At 72.3% G+C, this 20,586-nt stretch carries 20 protein-coding genes and 1 pseudogene; 6 read left to right on the forward strand and 15 right to left on the reverse strand.

Translation table 11 applies throughout. The annotated features are described in order from the left end of the window. The 8 genes and pseudogenes from ABT297_RS06175 to ABT297_RS06210 form a co-directional block, all read right to left on the reverse strand. Nucleotides 1-626 (reverse strand): annotated as a pseudogene (locus tag ABT297_RS06175) (hypothetical protein); the annotation flags it as partial. 26 nt (nucleotides 627-652) lie between these two features. Further along, nucleotides 653-2,029: an outer membrane protein assembly factor BamB family protein gene (locus ABT297_RS06180; RefSeq protein WP_350545268.1), complete on the reverse strand. Its 1,377-nt coding sequence runs from the start codon at nucleotides 2,027-2,029 to the stop codon at nucleotides 653-655. A 317-nt stretch (nucleotides 2,030-2,346) separates the two neighbouring features. Continuing rightward, nucleotides 2,347-4,314, reverse strand: a complete 1,968-nt coding sequence (gene dxs, locus ABT297_RS06185; RefSeq protein ID WP_350545271.1) for a 1-deoxy-D-xylulose-5-phosphate synthase — start codon at nucleotides 4,312-4,314, stop codon at nucleotides 2,347-2,349. A 327-nt stretch (nucleotides 4,315-4,641) separates the two neighbouring features. After that, the gene (locus tag ABT297_RS06190) at nucleotides 4,642-5,817 is read right to left on the reverse strand and encodes a hypothetical protein (protein ID WP_350545274.1); all 1,176 of its coding nucleotides are present in this window, start codon (nucleotides 5,815-5,817) and stop codon (nucleotides 4,642-4,644) included. 90 nt (nucleotides 5,818-5,907) lie between these two features. Beyond that, a complete protein-coding gene (locus tag ABT297_RS06195) occupies nucleotides 5,908-6,297 on the reverse strand; it encodes a hypothetical protein (RefSeq protein ID WP_350545277.1) in 390 nt (129 codons plus the stop codon). Next, complete coding sequence (locus tag ABT297_RS06200) at nucleotides 6,294-7,043, reverse strand: type I 3-dehydroquinate dehydratase (RefSeq protein ID WP_350545280.1); 750 nt, start codon at nucleotides 7,041-7,043, stop codon at nucleotides 6,294-6,296. Before ABT297_RS06200 ends, ABT297_RS06195 begins: the two co-directional genes overlap by 4 nt. A gap of 123 nt (nucleotides 7,044-7,166) precedes the next feature. Beyond that, nucleotides 7,167-8,366, reverse strand: coding sequence for a class I SAM-dependent RNA methyltransferase (locus ABT297_RS06205; RefSeq protein WP_350545547.1), 1,200 nt, complete (start codon nucleotides 8,364-8,366; stop codon nucleotides 7,167-7,169). Nucleotides 8,367-8,368: 2 nt separating this feature from the next. Next, on the reverse strand, nucleotides 8,369-10,372 hold the full coding sequence (locus ABT297_RS06210; RefSeq protein WP_350545283.1) for an APC family permease: 2,004 nt from the start codon (nucleotides 10,370-10,372) through the stop codon (nucleotides 8,369-8,371). A 98-nt stretch (nucleotides 10,373-10,470) separates the two neighbouring features. Here ABT297_RS06210 and ABT297_RS06215 point away from each other — a divergent pair, with 98 nt between their 5' ends. Both ABT297_RS06215 and ABT297_RS06220 read left to right on the forward strand, forming a co-directional pair. Further along, nucleotides 10,471-11,136, forward strand: coding sequence for a potassium channel family protein (locus ABT297_RS06215; protein ID WP_350545285.1), 666 nt, complete (start codon nucleotides 10,471-10,473; stop codon nucleotides 11,134-11,136). Further along, a complete protein-coding gene (locus tag ABT297_RS06220; RefSeq protein WP_350545288.1) occupies nucleotides 11,133-11,834 on the forward strand; it encodes a potassium channel family protein in 702 nt (233 codons plus the stop codon). The genes ABT297_RS06215 and ABT297_RS06220 overlap by 4 nt, the downstream gene beginning before the upstream one ends. Before the next feature lie 94 nt (nucleotides 11,835-11,928). Here the strand turns inward: ABT297_RS06220 and ABT297_RS06225 are convergent, their stop codons facing one another. The 4 genes from ABT297_RS06225 to dut all read right to left on the reverse strand — a co-directional run bounded on the left by ABT297_RS06225 (nucleotide 11,929) and on the right by dut (nucleotide 14,345). Next, nucleotides 11,929-12,630, reverse strand: a complete 702-nt coding sequence (locus ABT297_RS06225) for a DUF3159 domain-containing protein (RefSeq protein ID WP_350545290.1) — start codon at nucleotides 12,628-12,630, stop codon at nucleotides 11,929-11,931. 6 nt (nucleotides 12,631-12,636) lie between these two features. Then, on the reverse strand, nucleotides 12,637-13,026 hold the full coding sequence (locus tag ABT297_RS06230) for an OB-fold nucleic acid binding domain-containing protein (RefSeq protein WP_350545549.1): 390 nt from the start codon (nucleotides 13,024-13,026) through the stop codon (nucleotides 12,637-12,639). A 66-nt stretch (nucleotides 13,027-13,092) separates the two neighbouring features. Beyond that, on the reverse strand, nucleotides 13,093-13,869 hold the full coding sequence (locus tag ABT297_RS06235; RefSeq protein WP_502885503.1) for a DUF3710 domain-containing protein: 777 nt from the start codon (nucleotides 13,867-13,869) through the stop codon (nucleotides 13,093-13,095). Beyond that, the gene (gene dut, locus ABT297_RS06240) at nucleotides 13,866-14,345 is read right to left on the reverse strand and encodes a dUTP diphosphatase (protein ID WP_350545292.1); all 480 of its coding nucleotides are present in this window, start codon (nucleotides 14,343-14,345) and stop codon (nucleotides 13,866-13,868) included. Before dut ends, ABT297_RS06235 begins: the two co-directional genes overlap by 4 nt. 51 nt (nucleotides 14,346-14,396) lie before the next feature. Between dut and ABT297_RS06245 the strand changes: the two genes are divergently transcribed. Then, nucleotides 14,397-14,864 carry a DUF3093 domain-containing protein gene (locus ABT297_RS06245; RefSeq protein ID WP_350545294.1) on the forward strand — a complete coding sequence of 156 codons (468 nt, stop codon included), beginning with the start codon at nucleotides 14,397-14,399 and terminating at the stop codon, nucleotides 14,862-14,864. On the opposite strand, the gene ABT297_RS06250 is transcribed toward ABT297_RS06245, so the two are convergent. Continuing rightward, nucleotides 14,843-15,670 (reverse strand): hypothetical protein, encoded by an 828-nt coding sequence (locus ABT297_RS06250; protein WP_350545296.1) that lies wholly within the window; start codon nucleotides 15,668-15,670, stop codon nucleotides 14,843-14,845. The two genes, ABT297_RS06245 and ABT297_RS06250, sit on opposite strands and share 22 nt — an antisense overlap. 138 nt (nucleotides 15,671-15,808) lie before the next feature. Then, nucleotides 15,809-16,105 (reverse strand): DUF4193 domain-containing protein, encoded by a 297-nt coding sequence (locus ABT297_RS06255; protein WP_350545298.1) that lies wholly within the window; start codon nucleotides 16,103-16,105, stop codon nucleotides 15,809-15,811. 378 nt (nucleotides 16,106-16,483) lie between these two features. Here ABT297_RS06255 and ABT297_RS06260 point away from each other — a divergent pair, with 378 nt between their 5' ends. Further along, nucleotides 16,484-17,029, forward strand: coding sequence for a LytR C-terminal domain-containing protein (locus tag ABT297_RS06260; protein WP_350545301.1), 546 nt, complete (start codon nucleotides 16,484-16,486; stop codon nucleotides 17,027-17,029). Nucleotides 17,030-17,236: 207 nt separating this feature from the next. On the opposite strand, the gene ABT297_RS06265 is transcribed toward ABT297_RS06260, so the two are convergent. Beyond that, nucleotides 17,237-18,034, reverse strand: a complete 798-nt coding sequence (locus tag ABT297_RS06265) for an inositol monophosphatase family protein (RefSeq protein WP_502885504.1) — start codon at nucleotides 18,032-18,034, stop codon at nucleotides 17,237-17,239. Nucleotides 18,035-18,293: 259 nt separating this feature from the next. Here ABT297_RS06265 and ABT297_RS06270 point away from each other — a divergent pair, with 259 nt between their 5' ends. Both ABT297_RS06270 and ABT297_RS06275 read left to right on the forward strand, forming a co-directional pair. Then, on the forward strand, nucleotides 18,294-19,961 hold the full coding sequence (locus ABT297_RS06270; RefSeq protein WP_350545307.1) for an RNA polymerase sigma factor: 1,668 nt from the start codon (nucleotides 18,294-18,296) through the stop codon (nucleotides 19,959-19,961). A gap of 315 nt (nucleotides 19,962-20,276) precedes the next feature. After that, on the forward strand, nucleotides 20,277-20,510 hold the full coding sequence (locus tag ABT297_RS06275) for a DUF7455 domain-containing protein (protein ID WP_350545310.1): 234 nt from the start codon (nucleotides 20,277-20,279) through the stop codon (nucleotides 20,508-20,510). Nucleotides 20,511-20,586: the final 76 nt, after the last annotated feature.

The following is a 20,586-nucleotide window of genomic DNA, read 5'->3' on the forward strand; positions in this document are numbered from 1 at the left end:
GCCCCGCCCGCGCGGGTGCGCTCGCCCCCGCCCACCACCGGGCCCCCGCCCTGGGGGCCCGGGGCCCCCCCCCCCCCGCCCCCGCCGGCCCCGCCGGCGGGGCCGGCCTGGTCCGTCAGGATGATCCGTCCGCCGGCCGCACCCCGGTCCACCGCCGCGTCGCGCCGCCACAGCTCGGCGCCCGTGCGCGCGTCGCGCACCACGACCCGGCTGGGCCCGAAGGCCCTCTGGAAGTACCGGTTGGTCAGCACCACCACATCCTCGGTGGCGAAGGAGAACGCCTGGTTGGGCTCCAGCGGGGCGTCCCAGAGCAACCGGCCGCCGGGCGTGCGCGCCTCCACCCGGTGCGCGCCGGCCTCCGGCGCCCGGGTCACGTACAGCCGGTCGCCGGTTACCTGGACATCGAAGATCCGGCCGGGAAGCGTGAAGAGCGGCCCGCCGGGCGGCGCCGCGTCCGCGGCCGGCAGCAGCACGGCAAGCGCCGCGGCGGCCACCAGTGCGGACCCGCGCCACCGCCGGCCGGCCCAGCCCGCCCTGCCCGGGGGCCGCGGTCGCGGCGGCTCCGGTGGTGCCCAGCGACCCACGACGCCCAGGTCGATCACGGGTCCGGTCGCGGCGCCGGTCATGCGCCCTCCGCTCCGCTCCGGACCGGTCATGGCAGCGCCCAGACGTGGAGGTGGCCCACGGCGAGGCAGGCCAGCCGCCCGGCGGTGGCCGCGCACGTCGGCGTGCCGTAGAAGTCGCGGGCCCGGCCGATCACCTCGACGGTCCCGTCGCGCGGGTCGAGCCGGCCGATCAGGGCGCCGGTGTTGCCGACCGGTCGCCAGACGAAGTGCTCGGGGGCGCCGTTCATCCGGCCGTAGTCGGTCATCACGATCCAGCCTCGCTGGCGCCAGACGACCGCGCCGGTGCGCGCGTCGAACGCCACGACGTCGTCGGGCCTGGACTCGTCGGCGGTATGCCGGTAGAGCAGCAGCCGGCCGGGCACGCCGCCGAGTATCGAGCTGTAGCCCTCGGCGTGCCAGAGCCGGGCTCCGGTGGCCGCGTCGAGCACGTCGATGCCGTCCTCGCCGGCGACGCAGTACCCGTTGCCAAAGCATGGGTACGGCCCGTCGGGCCCGTGCCACAGCAGCCGCCCGGAGGCGCGGTCGTAGACGTCAGCACCCGTGCCGCCGGCCCGCCGCACCACCTCGTGCCCGGGCGCGCCGGCCTGGTGCCCGGCGACCGGGCCGGACCAGTCCAGTCGGTACGTGCTGGTGACCACCCCGGTGGCCGGGTCGCGCACCCGCAGCACCCCCGCGGCGTCGAGGTCGCTCAACCGCAGCACCCTCGGGTGCCCGGAGGTGTCCAGGCTCGGCACCGTTCCCGGCGGCGACTCGGCCCGCCAGACCTCGGCGCCGGTCTCGGGCTCCAGCGCGACGTACCGCTCGTGGTGCGGCAGCTCCGCCTGCGCCACCGACGGCTCCTCGGGGTCGCCGCCGTACGCCGGGTCGAACCCCTGCGACTCGTCCGGCCACGCCAGGTCCGCGGCGAGCACCCGCCCGCCGGCCACCCCCGCGATCCGGGCCCGCGGCCGCTCCCACAGCGGCACGCCCGTGGCGGCGTCCAGCGCGACGAGTCGCCCGGCGTATGCGCCGTTCTCGTCCACCTGACTGAACTGCAGCAGCGCGATCCGCTCGGTGAGCTCGACGAAAAACTCGTCGGCCTCCGTGGTCCGCCGCCACAGCACCGTGCCGAGCCGCGCGTCGAGGGCCTCGAGGACGGGCTGCCCACCGGCGGCCGGATACCGCGCGACGACGAACCGCCCGCCCGCGGCGGCGAACGACATGACCTGAAACTTGGTGCTGTACAGCGCCGCGAGGTCCCGCGGCGCGGCGCTCGCGGGCAGCAGGCTCACGACCACTGCCAGCACGAGCGCGCCCCAGCCCCACCGCAACCTGCGCCATCGCCGCCGACGCCACCGCCCGGCCGGCCGCGGCTCCGGCTCCCACGCCGTGCTGATGTCGAGTTCGATGATCGATTCGGGCACGGGCCCCCTCTCCTCGCCTGAGAAGAGTCGCACGCGCGCTCAACGGTTTCCGCCCCGCGGCGGGCGTCCGCCCGGACAACGGATAACTCCAGACGCCGCCACGTCCGCTTTTATCCGACTTATCGGCATTTAGTGCCCTGACGGTTCAGCGGCGCGGAGCGCAGACGAGCAACGGCGCGGAGCGCGGGCGGACAACGGCGCGGGGCGCGGAGGACGCAGACGCCCGGGTCGCCGCACATGGCGACGGCCCGGGCACAGACGACCAGCCGCCGATCAGCGGCGCGGAGCGCAGGGGGACAACGGCCCGGGCAAGGGGATCAGCGGCGCGGAGCGCGGGCGCGGCCGGCCGGGGCGGCCGGCAGCGGGGCGGGCTCCTCGATCCGGCTCACCCACTCGGTGACCTGCCGGGCCACGTCCTGGGCGGTCAGGCCAAGGTCGGCCAGGATCTCGTTGCGGGCGCCGTGCGCGTGCCAGCCCTGCGGGACACCCAAGTCGCGCAGCGGCACCCACACGTCCGCGTCGCGCAGGGACTTGGCGATCGCATCGCCCACGCCGCCGGTGCGCACGCCGTCCTCGAGGGTCACGACCAAGCGGTGCTCGCGGGCCAGGGCGACCAACTCGACCGGGACCGGGCGCACCCAGCGCGGGTCGACGACCGTCACGCCGTAGCCCTGCTCGGCCAGGCGCGCGGCCACGTCGACCGCCATGTGGGCGAACGCGCCCACGCTGACCAGCAGCACGTCCTTGCGGGCGTGCTCGGCGAGCACGTCGACGCCGCCGAAGCCGTCCACGCCGCCGACGCGGCGCAGGGCCGGCAGGTCGGCCGGGACCGAGCCGGTCGGGAAGCGCAGGATCGTCGGGCCGTCCTCGATGCCGACCGCCTCGCGCAGCTCCTCGCGGACCGTCTGCGCATCGCGGGGGGCGGCCAGGCGCAGGCCGGGCACCACGCCGAAGACCGACATGTCCCAGATGCCGTAGTGCGACGGGCCGTCGGGGCCGGTGATGCCGGCCCGGTCGAGCACGAACGTGACCGGCAGCCTGTGCATGGCCACGTCGAGCAGGACCTGGTCGAAGGCGCGGTTGAGGAAGGTCGCGTAGACGGCCACGACCGGGTGCAGGCCGCCGATGGCCAGGCCGGCCGCGGATGTGGCGGCGTGCTGCTCGGCGATGCCCACGTCGAAGGCGCGGTCCGGGTATTTGCGCATGAGCTTGGCGATGCCGGTCGGCTCGGCCATCGCGGCGGTGATGCCGACGATGTCGGCGCGCTCGTCGGCGATCGCGACCAGCTCGTCGGCGAACACGCCGGTCCACTTGACCGACGCCGGCGCCAGCAGCTTGCCGGTCTCGATGTCGAAGGCGCTGCTCGGGCCGTGCAGGCAGTCGGCCTCGTCCTCCTCGGCGGGGCGGTAGCCGAAGCCCTTGCGGGTCACCGCGTGCACGATGACGGGGCCGCCGAAGTTCTTCGCCTTGCGCAGCGCCGACTCGACGGCCTCGCGGTCGTGGCCGTCGACCGGCCCGACGTACTTGATCCCGAGATCCTCGAACATCGCCTGCGGCGCGACGGCGTCCTTGATGCCCTTCTTGACCGCGTGCAGCACCTCATACAGCGGCGGCCCGACCAGCGGGGTGCGCCCCAGGTTGTCCTTGACCAGGTCGAGGACCTTCTCGTAGCCGGGGTTGAGCCGCAGGTTCGACAGGTGGTCGGCGAGGCCGCCGATGGTCGGCGAGTAGGAGCGGCCGTTGTCGTTGACGACGATGACCAGCGGGTTTCGGGCCGCGGCGATGTTGTTCAGCGCCTCCCAGCACATGCCGCCGGTCAGCGCGCCGTCGCCGACGACGGCGACCACGTGCCGGGGCTCGCCGCGCAGCGCGAAGGCCCTGGACAGCCCGTCGGCGTAGGACAGCGCGGTGGAGGCGTGCGAGTTCTCGATGATGTCGTGCTCGCTCTCGGCCTGGCTCGGGTAGCCCGTGAGCCCGCCGCGGCGGCGCAGGAGGTCGAAGCCGTCCTGGCGACCCGTGACGATCTTGTGCACGTACGCCTGGTGGCCCGTGTCGAACAGAATCCGATCCTTCGGCGAGTCGAAGACTCGGTGCAGGGCGAGGGTCAGTTCGACCACGCCAAGGTTAGGACCCAAATGACCGCCGGTGCGCGAGACCTTCGCGATGAGGAAGTCGCGGATCTCCGCGGCGAGCACGTCGAGCTGCTCGGCGGTAAGTTTCCGAAGATCACCCGGGGCCCGGACCGTGCTCAGCAGGGACGCGGCCCCGTTCTCCTCTGTGCTCATGCCCGCCGAGTCTAGTGGGGGCGCGCCGTAGCGCACCTTGGCCGATCGAATCTTGACATGTTCCACACATCCCGGTCACACAGGGCAGCCGGCGACCGCCGCGGCGAACCGTGCGGCGTCCTTGCCCGGACGAATTGCCTGGACAAACCAGCCTGAACGAACCTGCCTGGACCAAGGCGGCGCGCGCGGCGTCGATCTTCGGCGTCCCGGGCGGCGCCCGCGACCACCCCGCGTGGGTGAGCGGGCCGACCACCCGGATGCTGCCGTCGGCCCGCTCGGCGGCCGCCTCCGCCAGGTCCCCATGCCACCCGTACCGGCCGCGGGGCGTCAGGCCGGCGGCGCGAGCCACTCCGACCGCGGGGTCGGGGTGATACCGATCTCTGCGGCCAGGGTCGCCGTCGACAGCGGCTCGTGCCGGGCGCGCATGTCGGCGTAGGCGGTCACGACGAGCACGTCGATGAGCGTCCGCACGCCGGCCGAGAGCAGTCCCGAGACCACGGCGCGGGCGATCACCGCGGTCGCGGTCGCCGTCGCGACGACGAACCCGGCGCTGTCCTGGAGCACCGGGGCGTCGGCGGGGAAGGCCAAGTCGAGGACCCGGCTGATCACGTACGCGACGACGCCGACCATGAACAGCAGGCCCGCGATGGTCGCCACCCGGGCGATCGCGCTGCCGAAGTCGCGGTGGAACAGCTGGAAGCAGCGGCCGATCCCGGCGCCGCCCCGCTCGAACGTCACCACGGCCGGCAGGACGAGGAAGACCGCGTACAGGTAGATGCCCGGCAGGATGCAGGCGCAGAACCCGACGATCATGATCAGCGAGGCGAGCAGCTGCCACCCCCACAGCGGCAGGCACCGGCGCACCGCGAGGCCCAGCGCGGCGCCGAGCCGGGGCGGTTGCCCGGCGGCGACCGAGACCGCGATGTGGTTGGCGGCGACCGCGACCGCGGCGGCGACCAGGGTGCCCGCCACCAGCGAGCCGATGGCGACAGCGAACACCCCGAACAGCGGGGCGAAGTCGGGCGTCGTCCCGGGCCCGGCGGCGCCGGCGGTCCGCATGAAGTCGTCGAGGGCCCTGATCCCGTACAGGGCCTCGGGGATCGCCACGATCAGGCCGGCGAGGAAGCCGACGAGCTGCAGCACCAGCAACTGCCGCCAGGCGCCGCGGAAGATCGTCAGGCTGCGCTGCCACCAGCCGGAGTAGTCGGGGCTGATCAGCGGGTCGAAGCCGGCCTGCTGCCCGGCGACCGGCACGCCGTACCCGCCGGTCGGCGCGGCCTGGTACACGACGTACGCCTGCGACGGGTCGTACTGCCCGCCGTGCTGGACCACCGGCGGGACGGGCGGGATCGAGCCCGGCGGGGGCCCGAGCGGCTCGCCGGCCGCGCCCGGGCCCGACGGCGGCGCGAACCCCGTGTCGCCAGAGGGTGCGGCGAAGCCCGACGGCGGCTGCGGCTCACCGGACGGCTCGTCGGGTCCCGGTGTCGTCGGGGGCTGCGTCATGTCTCCTCCGTATCGCCGGCCGCGCGGCGCGGCACGACACAGAAGAAGAAGATAGGGGCAATCCGCCGGACGCGACGACCCGTCCGGCGCTCAGGGCGACGGCGCGGGGACCATCTCGGCGTACACGATGGTCAGGACCAGCCCGGCCAGCCACACCCCGGCACTCCACCACACGGTGGCCCGCCCGGTCGCGGCGGGCTCCCGCCCGCGCAGCGTCATGACCGCGAGCACCGACGCGGCGACCATCAGCGCGACCCCGGCCCCCCACACGGTCCACGCCGCGGGGGTGCGGTGCACCTTCACGAGGCTGGCGCCGAGCAGGGACTTGCCGATCTCGGTCTGACCGAATGCGGCCTGCCCGATCGCGAAGACGAACACGGCGGTGAACAGCACGACGCTCTGTGCGATGGTCTTGCGCAGCGCCCGCAGCGGGTCGCGCCGAGGCGCGTGGTCCTCCGCGGGCGGTTCCGGCTCGGTCACGCGGAGACCCCCGCGGCCCGGCGATGCTCGGCGTAGCGCGGCGAGAACGTCTCCAGCAGCCGGACCGTCTCGGCGAACGGCAACTGGCCCGGGGCCGGGCGGCCGCCCATCGCGGAGTACGTGATCCGGGAGCCGAGCAGGGGGAAGAAGACCCGCGAGCCCGCGCCCTCGGCGCCCATGCCGATCACGATCATGGAGTCGTACCGCACGAGCAGCCCGGCGAGCACCCGCAGGTCCTCCGGCCCGAGCGCCATGGTGCTGATCTTGACGAGGTCGGCCCCGGCGGCCACGGCGGCCTCGACCGTCGCGCTCAGCGCCGCCTCGTCCGGGGTCGCGTCGAAGTCGTGGTGCGACACGATCACCAGCCGGTCGGCGGCGCGCGCCGCGGCGACCACGCCGGGCAGGAGAGCCGCCGAGGAGAGCTCCACGTCGACGGCGTCGACCTCGGGCAGGACCGCCTCGAACAGCGCCAGCCGCCGCGCGTCGTCGCCGGGCCAGTGGCCGCCCTCGGCCTTCGAGCGGATCGTGGCGAGGATCGGCAGGCCGGCGGCGCGGAAGGGCGCGATCGCGCGCAGGACGTGGTCGGGGTCGGTGCTGCGATACCAGTCGATGCGCAGCTCGGCGAGGTCGACCCCGAGCAAGGCGGCGCGCGCCGCGTCACCCTCGGCGTCGTCGTCGCCGAAGCTGACCGCGACGAGCGGCACCTCGCCGGCCAGGCGCTCGCGCAGCGTTGCCAGCGTTGCCATGGACTCCCCCTGCCTTTCGACAGAGGGAGTTTACGGGCCCGGACGCGGCCCAGAACGGCCAGGTGCTGTCGCGCCCGGCCCACCGCCGTACCGGTGGCCGGCGCGGTTGCGGGTGATCAGGGGTCAGCGCGGGGTCAGCAGGCCGATCGTCTCGAAGTGTTGCGTCATCGGGAAGCTGTCGAACGCGCGCAGTGCCGTCAGCCCGTAGCCATGTTCACCGAAGGTGCGCACGTCCCTCGCGAAGGCCGCCGGGTCGCACGCGACGTACGCCACGGCGCGCGGGCCGCGGGACGCGATCGACGAGACCACCGCCCGGCCGGCGCCGGAGCGTGGCGGGTCGAGGACCACCACGTCGACAGTGCGCCAGCTCGGGTTGGACAGCACCTGCGCCACGTCGCCGCGGACGAACGTCACGTTGCGCAGGTCTCGCAGGGCGCGCCGGCCCGACGCCACCGCGCGATGGTCCGACTCCACGACCGTGACGGGACCGCAGTGCGGGGCCAGGGCGGCGGCGAAGACCCCCGCGCCGCCGTAGAGGTCCCACGCCCGCTCCCTCTCCACCGGGCGCAACATGTCCAGGACCGTGGTCGTGAACGCCTCGACGGCGTGCGGGTGTACCTGCCAGAAGGCGCCCGGGTCCAGCGTCCACTCGTGGCCGGCGGCGTGCTCGCGGACCGGGGCGGCGGGGGACGTCACCCGGCCCGTGCGGGAGGCGCGCGTCACGGCCGCGGTGTCGCCGGACGAGGACACGACCGCCTCGATGGTCGCGCCCGGGGGCCACGTGCGGTCGAGAACCGGCAGGGCCTGGATCGCGGGATGGGCGATGCGGCAGCGGTCGACGGGGACGATGCCCGAGGAGCGGTGGCGGTGGAAGCCGGCCCGGCCCTCGGCATCGACGGCGTACTGGACCCGGGTGCGCCACGACAACGGCCCGCCGGGCAGCGCCTCCACCAGTTCCGACAAATCCGGCACAACCAACAAATCGGAAATATCCGAAACACCGCCGAGCCGCGTCAGCTGCTCGCGCAACACCTGCGACTTCAACCGCCGCTGGGCGGGCCACGACGCGTGCTGCCAGTCGCAACCGCCGCACGCGCCCGGGCCGGCGAACGGACACGGCGGGATGACCCGATCCGGCGACGGCAGGAGAATCTCCACCGCGTCGGCGCGCAGGAAGCCCTTGCGGCGGTCGGTGACCCGGGCCCGCACCCGCTCGCCCGGCAGGGCGTGGCGGACGAAGACGACCTGTCCCTCGTGCCGGGCGACGCAGATCCCGCCGTGCGCGACCGGCCCGATCTCGAGCTCCAGCAGTTCGGTGGCCATGCTCACGACTCGGGGGTGGCGGACGAGCGCGGCCCGCGCTTCGGGCCGCGACTCAGGGTGGCGTCGAGGCGGTCGATGTCGACGTCGCCGATGGAGCTGAGCTGCCACGGGACGCTGGTCACCATCACCCCGGGTTCGAAGAGCAGGCGGCCCTTGAGGCGCAGCGCGCTCTGGTTGTGCAGCAGGTGCTCCCACCAGCGGCCGACGACGTATTCGGGGATGAAGACGGTCACCACGTCGCGCGGCGAGTCGCGGCGCTTGTTGCGCACGAAGTCGAGGATCGGGCGGTTGATCTCGCGGTACGGGCTGTCGACGACGGTGAGCGGGACGGGAATGCCGCGCCGTTCCCAGTCCTCCTGCAGCAGGCGGGTGTCGTGGTCGTCGACGTTGACGGTGAGGGCGGTCAGGGTGTCCGGCCGGGTGGCCTGCGCGTAGGCGACCGCGCGCAGCGTCGGGCGGTGCACCTTGCTCACGAGTACGACCGCGTGATTGCGCGCGGGGAGCACCGGCCGGTCCTCGGAGGGGGTGAGCTCGCGGGCGACGGTGTCGTAGTGCTTCTTGATGCCGACCATCAGGAAGTAGATGACGATCATCGCGATGATGGCGATGTACGCGCCGAGCAAAAACTTGGTGATGAGGACCACGATGAGCACGGCGCCGGTCAGGGTGAGACCGACCATGTTGATCGCGCGGGACCGGATCATGTGGTTGCGCGCCTGCTTGTCGCGCACGGTGCGCAGCAGCCGGTTCCAGTGCCTGATCATGCCGGCCTGGGAGAGCGTGAAGGACACGAAGACGCCCACGATGTACAGCTGGATGAGCCGCGTGACCTCGCCGTCGAAGCCGACGATGAGCACCATGGCGGCCAGCGCCAGCAGGACAATGCCGTTGGAGAAGGCGAGCCGGTCGCCGCGGGTGTGCAGCTGGCGCGGCAAGTAGCGGTCCTGGGCGAGGATCGAGCCGAGCACCGGGAAGCCGTTGAAGGCGGTGTTGGCCGCCAGGAACAGGATCAGCGCGGTGATGACCGCGACCACGTAGAGCATGATCGACCCGGCGCCGAAGACGGTCTGGCCGAGCTGGGTGGTGACGGTCTTCTGCACGTAGTTGGCCGGGCCGCTCTCGATCTGGCTCGGGTCCTCGACGAACTTCAGGCCGGTCTTGTTCGCCAGCAGGATGATGCCGAGCAGCATCGTGATCGAGATCGTGCCGAGCAGCAGCAGCGTGGTCGCCGCGTTCTTGCTCTTGGGCTCCTTGAACGCCGGCACGCCGTTGGAGATCGCCTCGACGCCGGTGAGCGCCGCGCAGCCGGAGGAGAAGGTGCGCAGCAGCAGGAAGGCCATCGCCAGGGTGGTCATGTTGGTGTGCTCGGCGTGGATGACGAGGTCGGCGCTGGGCGCCTTGAGGTCGTGGCCGAGCACGAAGATCTTGAAGAAGCCGGTGAGGACCATCCCGATCATGACGATCATGAAGCCGTACGTCGGGATCGCGAACGCCGCCCCGGACTCCCGGATGCCACGCAGGTTCATGGCCGTGAGCAGCGCAATCGCGACGATGGAGATGACGACCTTGTGGGTGGCGACCCATGGCACGACCGAGCCGAGGTTCGCCACACCGGAGGCGGTCGACACCGCCACGGTGAGCACGTAGTCCACGAGCAGGGCGCTAGCCACCGCCACCCCGAAGCGCGAGCCGAGATTGACCGTCGCCACCTCGTAGTCGCCGCCGCCGGACGGGTACGCGTACACGTTCTGCCGGTAGCTCGCGACAACTGTGAGCATCACCACGGCGACCGCGAGCCCGATCCACGGCGAGATCGTCAGCGCGGTCGCGCCCGCGATGGACAGTGTCAGCAGGATCTCGTCGGGCGCGTACGCGACCGACGACAGCGCGTCGGAGGCGAACACCGGCAGCGCGATGCGCTTGGGTAACAAGGTGTGTTTGAGCCGGTCCGAACGGAACGGTCGGCCCAGCAGCAGCCGCTTCATCAGGGAGGTGGGACTGGCCACGACGTCTAAGCGTACGGGCCGCCCCTCCTCCCGATGCACCGGTGGCACCGCGCATGACATCCTCGTGTCTGAGTGCCGAGGGACACGGAGGCGGGGACGTGCACGTCGTGATCATGGGTTGCGGGCGCGTGGGTTCCACGCTGGCGCAGATTCTGGAACAGCGCGGTCACACCGTCGCGGTGATCGACATCGACGCCGACGCGTTCCGCCGGCTGGGCTCGGAATTCCAGGGCACCACGGTCACCGGGGCCGGCTACGACCGCGAGGTGCTGCTGCAGGCCGGCATCGAGCGCGCCGATGGGTTCGCGGCCGTCTCCTCGGGCGACAACTCGAACATCATCTCGGCCCGGGTGGCGCGCGAGACGTTCGGCGTGGACCGGGTCGTGGCCCGCATCTACGACCCGAAGCGCGCGGAGGTCTACGAGCGCCTCGGCATACCGACCGTGGCGACGGTGCGCTGGACGGCCGACCGGATGCTGCGCCACCTGGTGCCCGAGGGCAACGTGGAGGTCTGGCGCGACCCCACCAGCACCGTCTCCATCGTCGAGGTACCGATGCACCCCGACTGGATCGGGCACACCGTCGGACACCTGGAGCAGCGCAGCGGCGCCCGGCTGGCCTACCTCATGCGATTCGGCCTGGCGATGCTGCCCACCGAGTCCACCGTGATCCAGGACGGCGACCTCGCGTTCATGCTGCTCACCGATGAGATGGCCGGCTCCGTGACGAAGGTCACCACCTCCGCGCCCGAAGGGGGACATTGATCATGCGTATCGCGATCGCCGGGGCCGGCAACGTGGGCCGCTCCATCGCCAAGGAGCTCGTCGACAACGGCCACCAGGTCATGCTGATCGAGCGGGTGCCGCGGATGGTGCGGCCCGAGCGGGTGCCCGCCGCCGAGTGGATCCTCGCCGACGCGTGCGAGCTGTCCAGCCTGCAGGAGGCCGACCTCTCCTCGTGCGACGTGGTCGTCGCGGCCACCGGCGACGACAAGGTCAACCTCGTGGTCTCGCTACTGGCCAAGACCGAGTTCGCCGTACCGCGGGTGGTCGCCCGCATCAACCGCGCCGAGAACGAGTGGCTGTTCAACGAGCAGTGGGGCGTCGACGTCTCGGTGAGCAAGCCGCGGCTGATGGCGGCGCTGGTCGAGGAGGCGGTGTCGGTCGGCGACCTGGTCCGTCTGATGACCTTCCGGCAGTCCGAGGCCAACCTGGTGGAGATCACGCTGCCGGAGAACGCGCCGTACGTCGGCCACCCGGTCCGCGATGTCCCGCTGCCGCACGACACGGCACTGGTCGCGGTGCTGCGCGGGCGGCGGGTGCTGGTGCCGACCCCGGACGACCCGCTCGAGGCCGGCGACGAGCTGGTCTTCGTCGTCACGTCGGAGATGGAGGACTCGGTGCGCGCCGTGATGCTCGGAGAGGACAGCCTGGAGAAGGCCCGCGACCGGCGCGGTTCCTAGCCTGGCTCTCGCTTCGCTCGAGCATCGGTGGGGGGTTCCCACCCCACACCCCCCATGCTCGCTTCGCTCGCACTTCTGGCGGGCGCTTCGCGCGTTACTCGGCCTTTGGCTCGGCGGCCTCGTCGCGCAGGATGCGGCGGGCCTGCCAGACGGTGAGGGCGGCCAGCAGCGCATACGGCGGCCAGCCCAGCGCCAGGCGGGCGATGCCGAGCAGGTCGTCGGAGTTGGCGCCGGTGTCGCGGTAGAGCAGCACCTGCACGCCGAGCTTGAGCGCGTAGACGACCGCCCACAGCACCGTGAGCCAGACGAAGGCGCGGCGCAGCCGGGTGTTGTCATACCAGCGGGTGGTGCCGCCGTCCAGCGTCACCGACCACAGCCAGCCCACCAGCGGCCGGCCGATGAACACCGAGGCCAGCATGCCCACCACGTAGCCGACGGTGAGCAGCATGCCCGGCAGGTAGACGTCCTTGGCGTCGCCGCTCTTCCACGCGATGTACGCGCCGATCGCGATGCCGAACACGCCGTTGAGCGCGTGCCGGGTCGGCTCTCGGCGGGCGAGGCGGTAGACCGCCATCGACAGCGCCGCGCCGACGGCCACGATGAGCGAGGTGCGCAGCGACCACCAGTCGTAGTGCCCGCCCAGGAAGTTGACCACGATGAACAGCGTGATCGGAACGCTGGACTCGATGAGCCCCCGCACGCCGCCGAGCTGCTGGGACATCTGCACCGAGAACGGCGGTAGCGGCTCCTCTTCGTCCGCGGCGGTCTCGGCCTTGGTCTCGTTACCTGGCTGCATCCGGCCTCATCGTGGGGTTTCGAGCTCGTAGTACGGGTTGTAGAGCACCTTGCGGCCATCGCGGACCGCGATGCGGCCCTTCGCCCTGATGGCTCGGCCCGGCTCGATGCCGGCGATGTGCCGCCGGCCCAGCCACACCAGCGTGACCAGGTCGCTGCCGTCGAAGAGCTCCGCCTCCAGGGTAGGCAGGTTGGTGCGCGGGGTGTAGACCACCGTGCGTAGCCGGCCCTTGAGGCTCACCACCTGCCCCCGCTGACACGACAGCGCGGGCATGCTGCCGCACTGCTTCGCGTCGCGCTGCAGCTCCTCCGCATCGAGCTCGGAGTCGCTCGCGGTCAGCCGGCGCAGGAACCTTCGCAGGCCCCGCTCCGGCACCGCTTCACTGTCCGTGGCCATGATGACGGTGCCACCCTTCCCTTCGGCCGTCATGACACCCTCGCTACGACGGTACGCGCTTTTCCGCTATGTGCGACGTGGCCTGGGCGACGGCTTTCGGCGGGCGGCGTCCGCGCCGTTGGCACTCGCCTCGCCGGCCTCGTCCTCGCCGTCCTGCTGCTGAGCGCCGGCCTCGGTGACCTCCTTGGGCAGGTTCAGCGGCAGCGGCTCGCGCACCGGCATGGCCTCGTGGCCGCGCTCGACGACCAGGTTGCGCAGGCACTCCAGCAGCGGCGGGGCGACGGACGGGTCGGCCGCGGCCGGGCCCTGGAAGACGGCGCGGACCAGCCAGCGCGGGCCGTCGACGCCGACGAACCGGATGTCGGTCAGGCCGTCGGGGGTGCGGACCCGGGCGCGCAGCTCGGCGCCGTAGTCGCCCTCGACCTCCTCGGCCGCGACGCCGTCGTTGAACAGCTGCTTGCGGATCTCGCCGCGGACCTCGTCCCAGATGCCCTCGCTGCGCGGCGCGGCGAAGACGCCCAGCTGCAGCGCGCTTTCCTCGAAGACCAGCACGATCTGCTGGATCTTGCCGTCGTTGTCGGCCTGGACCCGCACCTCGACGCCGTCGACCGCGGGCACCTTGAGCGCGCCGAGGTCGAGCTGGGCGATGCCGGCGGGCGCCTCGGTCACGTCGTACGGGCCCTCGGCGCGCGGCGACTTGGCGGCGCGGGGCTCGTCGCCGTCCCCGGCCGCGGCGGCGTCCAGGTCGTCGTCGAACTGCTCGTCGAAGGCCTCCTGGCCCCGTGCGCCGCGCGTGTCCGGCTTGGCGTGCCGCCCGCTCCCGCGATTGCGCGAGAAGATCACTGCTCTGCCTCCAAGATCGCTGCCGGTGCGAGCCCGGCATGCCCGCCGGTGGACCCGTGGCCACCGGCCCCGCGCACAGTATCGGGAAGGTCCTCGACGACGTGGAAGTGTGCCCGCTCCACGCGCTGGATCACAAGCTGCGCAATCCGGTCACCACGGCATATCTTCGCCGATATCACTCGATCGTGATTGATGAGGTTCACGAGGATTTCGCCCCGGTACCCCGCATCCACGGTGCCCGGCGCGTTGAGCACCGTCACACCCATCCGCGCGGCGAGCCCGGAGCGCGGGTGCACGAGGCCGACGTACCCGGTGGGCAGCGCGATCGCGATCCCGGTGCGCACCAGCGCCCGCTCCCCCGGGCCGATCTCCACGTCCTGCGCCGCGAACAGGTCGGCCCCGGCGTCGCCCGGGTGCGCGTAGGCGGGCAGCGGCAGGCCCGGGTCGAGCAGCCGCACGTGCACGTCCATCACCATGCCTCCATCCTGCCGGGTCCGCTCGGCGCGCGAGCACGTACCCTCGCCTACGTGGCACAGCCGAACCCGTACCGTGAGCGACTCAGCCTGTCCTGGTGGCTGTGGCTGCCCGCGCTCGCCCTCGCGGCCGCGCTGGCCGCCGAGGTCAGGCTGGGCGCACCCGGCGCGGCCACGTGGGTCGCCTACCTGGTGCTGGTGCCGCTGACCATCGCCGGGCTCTGGCGGCTGGGCCGCGTCCGCGTCGAGGTGTCCAACGGCGAGCTGCGGGTCGACGACGCGCACATCCCGCTGCGGTACGTCGGCGAGGTGACCCCGGTGAACGCCGCGGACAAGCGCGACCTGCTCGGGCCGTATTCGGACCCGGAGGCGTTCGTCGTCCAGCGGCCGTGGATCGGCGGCGCCGTTCGGGTGGAGGTCCGCGACGAGGGCGATCCCACGCCGTACTGGCTGGTCAGCACCCGGCGGCCGGAGGCGCTGGCCGCCGCGATGCGGGAGGCTCAGGCCTCGATCACGCGCTGATCCGGCGGCGCGGCCAGGTCCTTGCGGATCTCGTGGCCCAGCGACAGGGTGGCGCGGCGGTTCAGGAAGCCGCCGACCGCGGCGCCGGTCAGGAGCGGGCCCAGGGTGCTCAGGTTGCGCCCGAAGCGCCTCAGCAGCCGGTCGCGCAGCTCCTTGCGCAGCGCGGTGCCCATCGCGGCCGCCACGCTGCCGCCGACCCGCAGCGGGTTGACCCCGCGGCGCTCGGCCCACGACTGGATCAGCGTGAACGCGCGCTGAGTGCCGTTGCCGGGGATCGGGTGCCCGTACACCGCGTGCAGCTCGCCGATGAGCTTCATCTCCACCGCCACGACCGCGACGGTCTCGGCGGCGAGCAGCACCGGCGCGGAGAGCAGGCTCGGCGTGGCGACCCACTCGACCGCGGCCAGGCCGCCGCCGGCCGCGCCGATGCCGGCGGTGACCCGCGAGGCGTTGCGGATGAGCCGCTCGGCCAGGGCGTCGCGGTCCAGGCCGGGGTGGTGCGCCCGCAGCGTGTCCAGGTCGCGCACGGGGATGTGCGGCGCGACGCGGGTCACCGTGTCGGTGATCCAGGCGATCGCCTTCTGGGGCCGGAACAGGTCCCTGACCCCCCGCTCGCCGAGCTCGATCCGGACCAGCCGGCCCAGCATGCGCCGGCGGTCCTCGGCGGGAACGTCCTCGCCGGTCAGCGCGACGACGGCCCGCGACAGCTCCGCCTCCTCGGCCGGCCCCGCGGAAGCACCCGCCCGCCCCTCCGGCTGGACGGGGGCGTTCTCGGCCGCCTCGTCGGCGGGCACCGGCTCGACCATCGTCAACCTCCGAGGGGTGCGGAAACGGTCGCCGCTTCAAACTGAAGCACGCCGCCGCCAGATTCGCGTGATCAACTCGTGGCCACGGCGCTCACGGCACCGGTCCTGCCGCGTGTGTGCGGCCACGCGGCAGAACGCTCACACGCACTCGCGGCAGATCAGCTCCCCGTTGCGCTCGGCGGCCAGCTGGCTGCGGTGGTGCACCAGGAAGCAGCGCGAGCAGCGGAACTCGTCGGCCTGCATCGGCAGGACCTTCACCGTCATGTCCTCGTCAGCGAGGTCGGCGCCCGGAAGCTCGAAGTTCTCGGAGAGGTCGGAGTCGTCGACGTCGACGGTCGCGGACTGCGCGTCGGTACGGCGGGACTTGAGCTCCTCGAGGCTGTCCTCCCCGAGGTCGACCTCGTCGCGACGTGGCGCGTCGTAGTCGGTGGCCATCGGTGTTCACACTCCCAATTTCATGTCGCCGGTCAGGTTGGGCGCCCGAAGCAACGTTCTCTTGTACGTCCAAGGGCGGCGTACCTTACCGCTCTTGGACGTTTGTTGTACGCCCACGCGCGGAAACTTGTTCCCACTGTGACCGAGGCGACACAACGATCTTGCCAGAGCGTGCCCGGAGGCCCGCCGCGCGGCGATGCGACGATACCGCCCGTCCGAGACTTCCGCGGGGAGTCGTCCCGCGACGCCGAGTAGGAACTTTGTGGTATGTCCGGTGGGGACTTCAGCAACTCTCGCGCGCAGGCGCTAACCTCTCCGGCAGCCAGAGCGTCTTCTCTGGTGAAGCAACGACGTTCGAGGCGGGCGCGGGAGCGAACCATGAGTTTTGCGCGGGTGAGAGCACTCGCGGTGATCGGCGTCCTTATCGTCGCCGCGGGGGTGTTTGTGATCGTCGCCGTGGTGAAGGACCGCCAGGGCGGATCGGCAGGAGACGCGACGAAGTGTGCCGAGGGATCGGTGATGGCCAACGCCAAACTGCCGACGCAGGAGGAGGTCAAGGTCACCGTTTTCAATGCCACCAACCGCACCGGCGCGGCCTCCGACGTGGCCAACGACTTCATCAGCCGGCGCTTCAAGGAGGCGAAGGTGGTCACCGCCGCGCCCAACCCGCCGGTGAACAAGCCCGGCGACACGGTCGCGGTGATCCGCTACGGCCCGCAGGCGGTCGGCGCGGCGTGGCTGGTGCGCGCCTACTTCCTCGACGAGGCGCGGACCGAGTTCGACAAGGCCCGCCAGGACGACAAGGTGGACATCATCCTGGGCGGCAGGTTCCGGCAGCTGCCGACGACGACCGAGGTCAACCAGGCGATCGCGGCGCTGGGCAACCCGGCGCTGCCCGAAGGCACCTGCGCCCGCGACGAGTGAGCGACGACACCCGAACACCGCCAGGACCTGAGCCCCGACGAAGCCTGAGGCACGACGACGCCCGAGCCACGTGACCGCGCAGCCCCCGGAGACACCGGGGGCCCGGTCAGCGTCCCCTCAACCGGCGAGCCCCAACCCGGCGGCCGCCTTCCGGAGGCGGGTGCCCGGTCATGGGGCGGTCGCGGCCTCCGGAGGGCGGGCGGCCGGTCACGGACCGCCGGCGGCGTCCAGCTCGCTCAGGCGGTCGTGGAGGGCGGGGTGCAGCCCGGGCGGGGCGGCGATGACCATGTCCGGGCCGGGCGGCGCGCCGTCCAGGCCGGTCACCAGGGCACCCGCCTCGGCCGCGACCAGCCCGCCGGCGGCGTGGTCCCAGGGGTTGAGACCCTTCTCGTAGTACGCGTCGAGGGTCCCCTCGGCGACCAGGCACAGATCGATCGACGCCGCGCCGAGGCGGCGGATGTCGCGGATGTGCCCGATCAGCCCCGCCAGCACCCGGGCCTGATGCAGCCTGCGCTGGGCCGCGTAGCCGAAACCGGTGCCGACCAGCGCCTGGGCCAGGTCGGTCTCGCCGGACCCGGCGAGCCGGCGGTCCCCGGCGAAGGCCCCGCCGCCCCGGGTCGCGGTCCACTCCCGGCCCGTCGCCGCGTTGCGCACGACGCCGGCCACCACGACTCCGTCGACCTCGGCGGCCAGGGACACCGCGTACTGCGGCAGGTCGTAGAGGTAGTTCACGGTGCCGTCGATCGGGTCGAGGATCCAGCGCACGGCGGCCCGGTCGCTCTCGCCGCCGTACTCCTCCCCGAACACCGCGTCGCCCGGACGCGCCTCGTGCAGCCGCTCGCGCACGTGCCGCTCGACCACACGGTCGGCGGCGGTGACCACATCGGTGGCCGTCGACTTGGTGGCGACGGCCGCGACGCCGTCGGCTCGCATTCGCCTTGCCAGGTCGCTCGCGGAACGGGCGACGGAGACGGCAAGGGCCAGAAGTTCGGCCGGTTGATCCATGGTCACCATCCTTACAAAGCCTCCTCGGGCCCTTCGTTGCCCATCCGTTCGGTCACAAGACGAGCGTTCAGCCCCCTCAAGAGGGGATGTTGGGGCGAGAGAGCGTTACAATTCACGCGCTGCCCGCTGTCGTTAGTGAATCCGCCCGGAGTCACGGCACACGGGCGCCACCAAAGCAACCCGGCCACTCAGCACGGCCGCGCCGTGCGCGAACCGGCCGCACCGGCCGTCGCTCGCTCATCGCACCGGAAGGTCGTTCGTGACAGCAGCTCACCAGCCCAGCGTTGACGTACGCTCGCTCGCCGACGCGCTGATTGCGCGTGCCGCCACCAACGGCGGTCATCTCACCTCGGCAGAGGTCGCGCAGGCGGTCGACACCGCAGACGTAACCCCAGCGCACGCCAAGAAGCTGCTGAGGAGCCTGGCCGAGGCGGGCGTGACCGTCGTGGTCGACGACTCCACTCACAGCCGGCGCCGGGTGGCCGCGGCCCGCTCCGCCACCCCGGCGTCCAGGGCGGCCACCGCCAAGGCCGCGCCGATCCGCACGGCACCCGTTGCCAAGCCGCTCACAGCCGTCGAGTCCGCACCGGAATCGGCGGCGGCGAAGAAGGTCCCAGTGAAGAAGGCCGCGCCATCGGCGCCCATCGCATCCGCAGCGGCTACCGCCGCGCCCGCCGCCGTGGCCTCGGCCGCGACACCGGCGAAGAAGGCCCCGCCCGCCAAGAAGGTGGCGAAGAAGGCGGCGCCCGCCGCGAAGAAGGCTTCCCCGGCGGGGTCGGCCGAGCCGGCCGCCCCGACGGCGGGCCCCGGCGACGAGCCGAATCCCGAGGAGCTCGACGACGCGGCCCTGGCCGCCGAGATCGAGGACGTCGTCGTCGAGGAGCCGGTCGAGGCAACCAAGGCCGCCGAGGCCGACGCCGAGGCCAACGCCTCCGACGACGACTTCGCGTGGGACGACGACGAGTCGGAGGCCCTGAAGCAGGCCCGGCGCGACGCTGAGCTCACCGCCTCCGCCGACTCGGTCCGCGCGTATCTGAAGCAGATCGGCAAGGTTCCGCTGCTCAACGCCGAGCAGGAGGTCGAGCTCGCCAAGCGCATCGAGGCCGGCCTGTATGCGGCCGAGCGCCTGCGGGCGGCCGAGGAGGCCGGCGAGCCGATGACCCTGCCGGCCAGCCGCGACTTCATGTGGATCTCGCGGGACGGCGAGCGGGCGAAGAACCACCTGCTGGAGGCCAACCTCCGCCTGGTCGTGTCGCTCGCCAAGCGGTATACGGGCCGCGGCATGGCCTTCCTGGACCTCATCCAGGAGGGCAACCTCGGCCTCATCCGCGCCGTGGAGAAGTTCGACTACACCAAGGGCTACAAGTTCTCCACCTACGCCACCTGGTGGATCCGCCAGGCCATCACCCGCGCCATGGCCGACCAGGCCCGCACCATCCGCATCCCGGTGCACATGGTCGAGGTGATCAACAAGCTCGGGCGCATCCAGCGCGAGCTGCTCCAGGATCTGGGCCGCGAGCCCACCCCGGAGGAGCTGGCCAAGGAGATGGACATCACGCCGGAGAAGGTGCTGGAGATCCAGCAGTATGCGCGCGAGCCCATCTCGCTCGACCAGACGATCGGCGACGAGGGCGACAGCCAGCTCGGCGACTTCATCGAGGACTCCGAGGCGGTCGTCGCGGTCGACGCGGTCTCCTTCTCGCTGCTGCAGGACCAGCTCCAGCAGGTCCTGCAGACGCTGTCGGAGCGCGAGGCGGGCGTGGTGCGGCTGCGGTTCGGCCTCACCGACGGCCAGCCGCGCACCCTGGACGAGATCGGCCAGGTGTATGGCGTGACCCGCGAGCGGATTCGCCAGATCGAGTCGAAGACGATGTCGAAGCTGCGTCACCCGTCGCGTTCCCAGGTGCTGCGCGACTACTTGGACTGACGCTGACTGACCGCTTGTTTTCTGCTCTGCGCGAACCCGGGCCGTCCCATTTGGGGCGGCCCGGGTGTGTTTCCGGTCACCGAGGGCATTACAAGAGCCGTGGCGACGCACCAACCCACTTGTGATCGCAGGCAAGGCGCGATAGGAAGCACGTAGCGGGTAGTTCGGATCCCATGTGGAGCGGACTCCCGGCACGACCGAAGTGTGACGTCGGTCCCGCACGCCGGGTGGGAACGATGTCGGGCAAGAGGGTGTTGAACCATCTGTGAACGACGCAAGGACGCGTTCGTCGGTGACGATCAGAGGAGGAAGGCGATGACCCCGACCCTCACGCCGCCGCCGGAGACGGCGGCACCCCCCGCCGCCGAGGAACGGTGCGACCGCTGCAACGCGGCAGGCAAACTTCGAATCAGGCTCGCCGAAGGCGGCGATCTGATCTTCTGTGGACATCACGCCAACAAGTACGCCGACCAGCTGGTCAAGATAGCTGCCGAGTATGCCGTGGCCCCGGACTTCTCGTGGCGCGGTTCGGAGCTTTCGGCCGGCTGACGCCGATACCGTTGCCGCAGGGCATCCCTTCGGGGACGCCCTGCGGTCGTTTTCAGCGTTTGAGGCCCTGGAGGCC

Source organism: Dactylosporangium sp. NPDC000555, assembly GCF_040300025.1.
GTDB lineage: Bacteria > Actinomycetota > Actinomycetes > Mycobacteriales > Micromonosporaceae > Dactylosporangium.

Coding starts and splice junctions, on each gene's coding strand:
- ABT297_RS06250 (WP_350545296.1), bottom strand. CDS start 15,670: ATGGTCGAGCCGGTGCCCGCCGACGAGGCGGCCGAGAACGCCCCCGTC.
- ABT297_RS06275 (WP_350545310.1), top strand. CDS start 20,277: ATGACCCCGACCCTCACGCCGCCGCCGGAGACGGCGGCACCCCCCGCC.
- ABT297_RS06265 (WP_502885504.1), bottom strand. CDS start 18,034: ATGGATCAACCGGCCGAACTTCTGGCCCTTGCCGTCTCCGTCGCCCGT.
- dxs (WP_350545271.1), bottom strand. CDS start 4,314: ATGAGCACAGAGGAGAACGGGGCCGCGTCCCTGCTGAGCACGGTCCGG.
- ABT297_RS06205 (WP_350545547.1), bottom strand. CDS start 8,366: ATGGCCACCGAACTGCTGGAGCTCGAGATCGGGCCGGTCGCGCACGGC.
- ABT297_RS06225 (WP_350545290.1), bottom strand. CDS start 12,630: ATGCAGCCAGGTAACGAGACCAAGGCCGAGACCGCCGCGGACGAAGAG.
- ABT297_RS06230 (WP_350545549.1), bottom strand. CDS start 13,026: ATGGCCACGGACAGTGAAGCGGTGCCGGAGCGGGGCCTGCGAAGGTTC.
- ABT297_RS06190 (WP_350545274.1), bottom strand. CDS start 5,817: ATGACGCAGCCCCCGACGACACCGGGACCCGACGAGCCGTCCGGTGAG.
- dut (WP_350545292.1), bottom strand. CDS start 14,345: ATGGTGATGGACGTGCACGTGCGGCTGCTCGACCCGGGCCTGCCGCTG.
- ABT297_RS06260 (WP_350545301.1), top strand. CDS start 16,484: ATGAGTTTTGCGCGGGTGAGAGCACTCGCGGTGATCGGCGTCCTTATC.
- ABT297_RS06200 (WP_350545280.1), bottom strand. CDS start 7,043: ATGGCAACGCTGGCAACGCTGCGCGAGCGCCTGGCCGGCGAGGTGCCG.
- ABT297_RS06255 (WP_350545298.1), bottom strand. CDS start 16,105: ATGGCCACCGACTACGACGCGCCACGTCGCGACGAGGTCGACCTCGGG.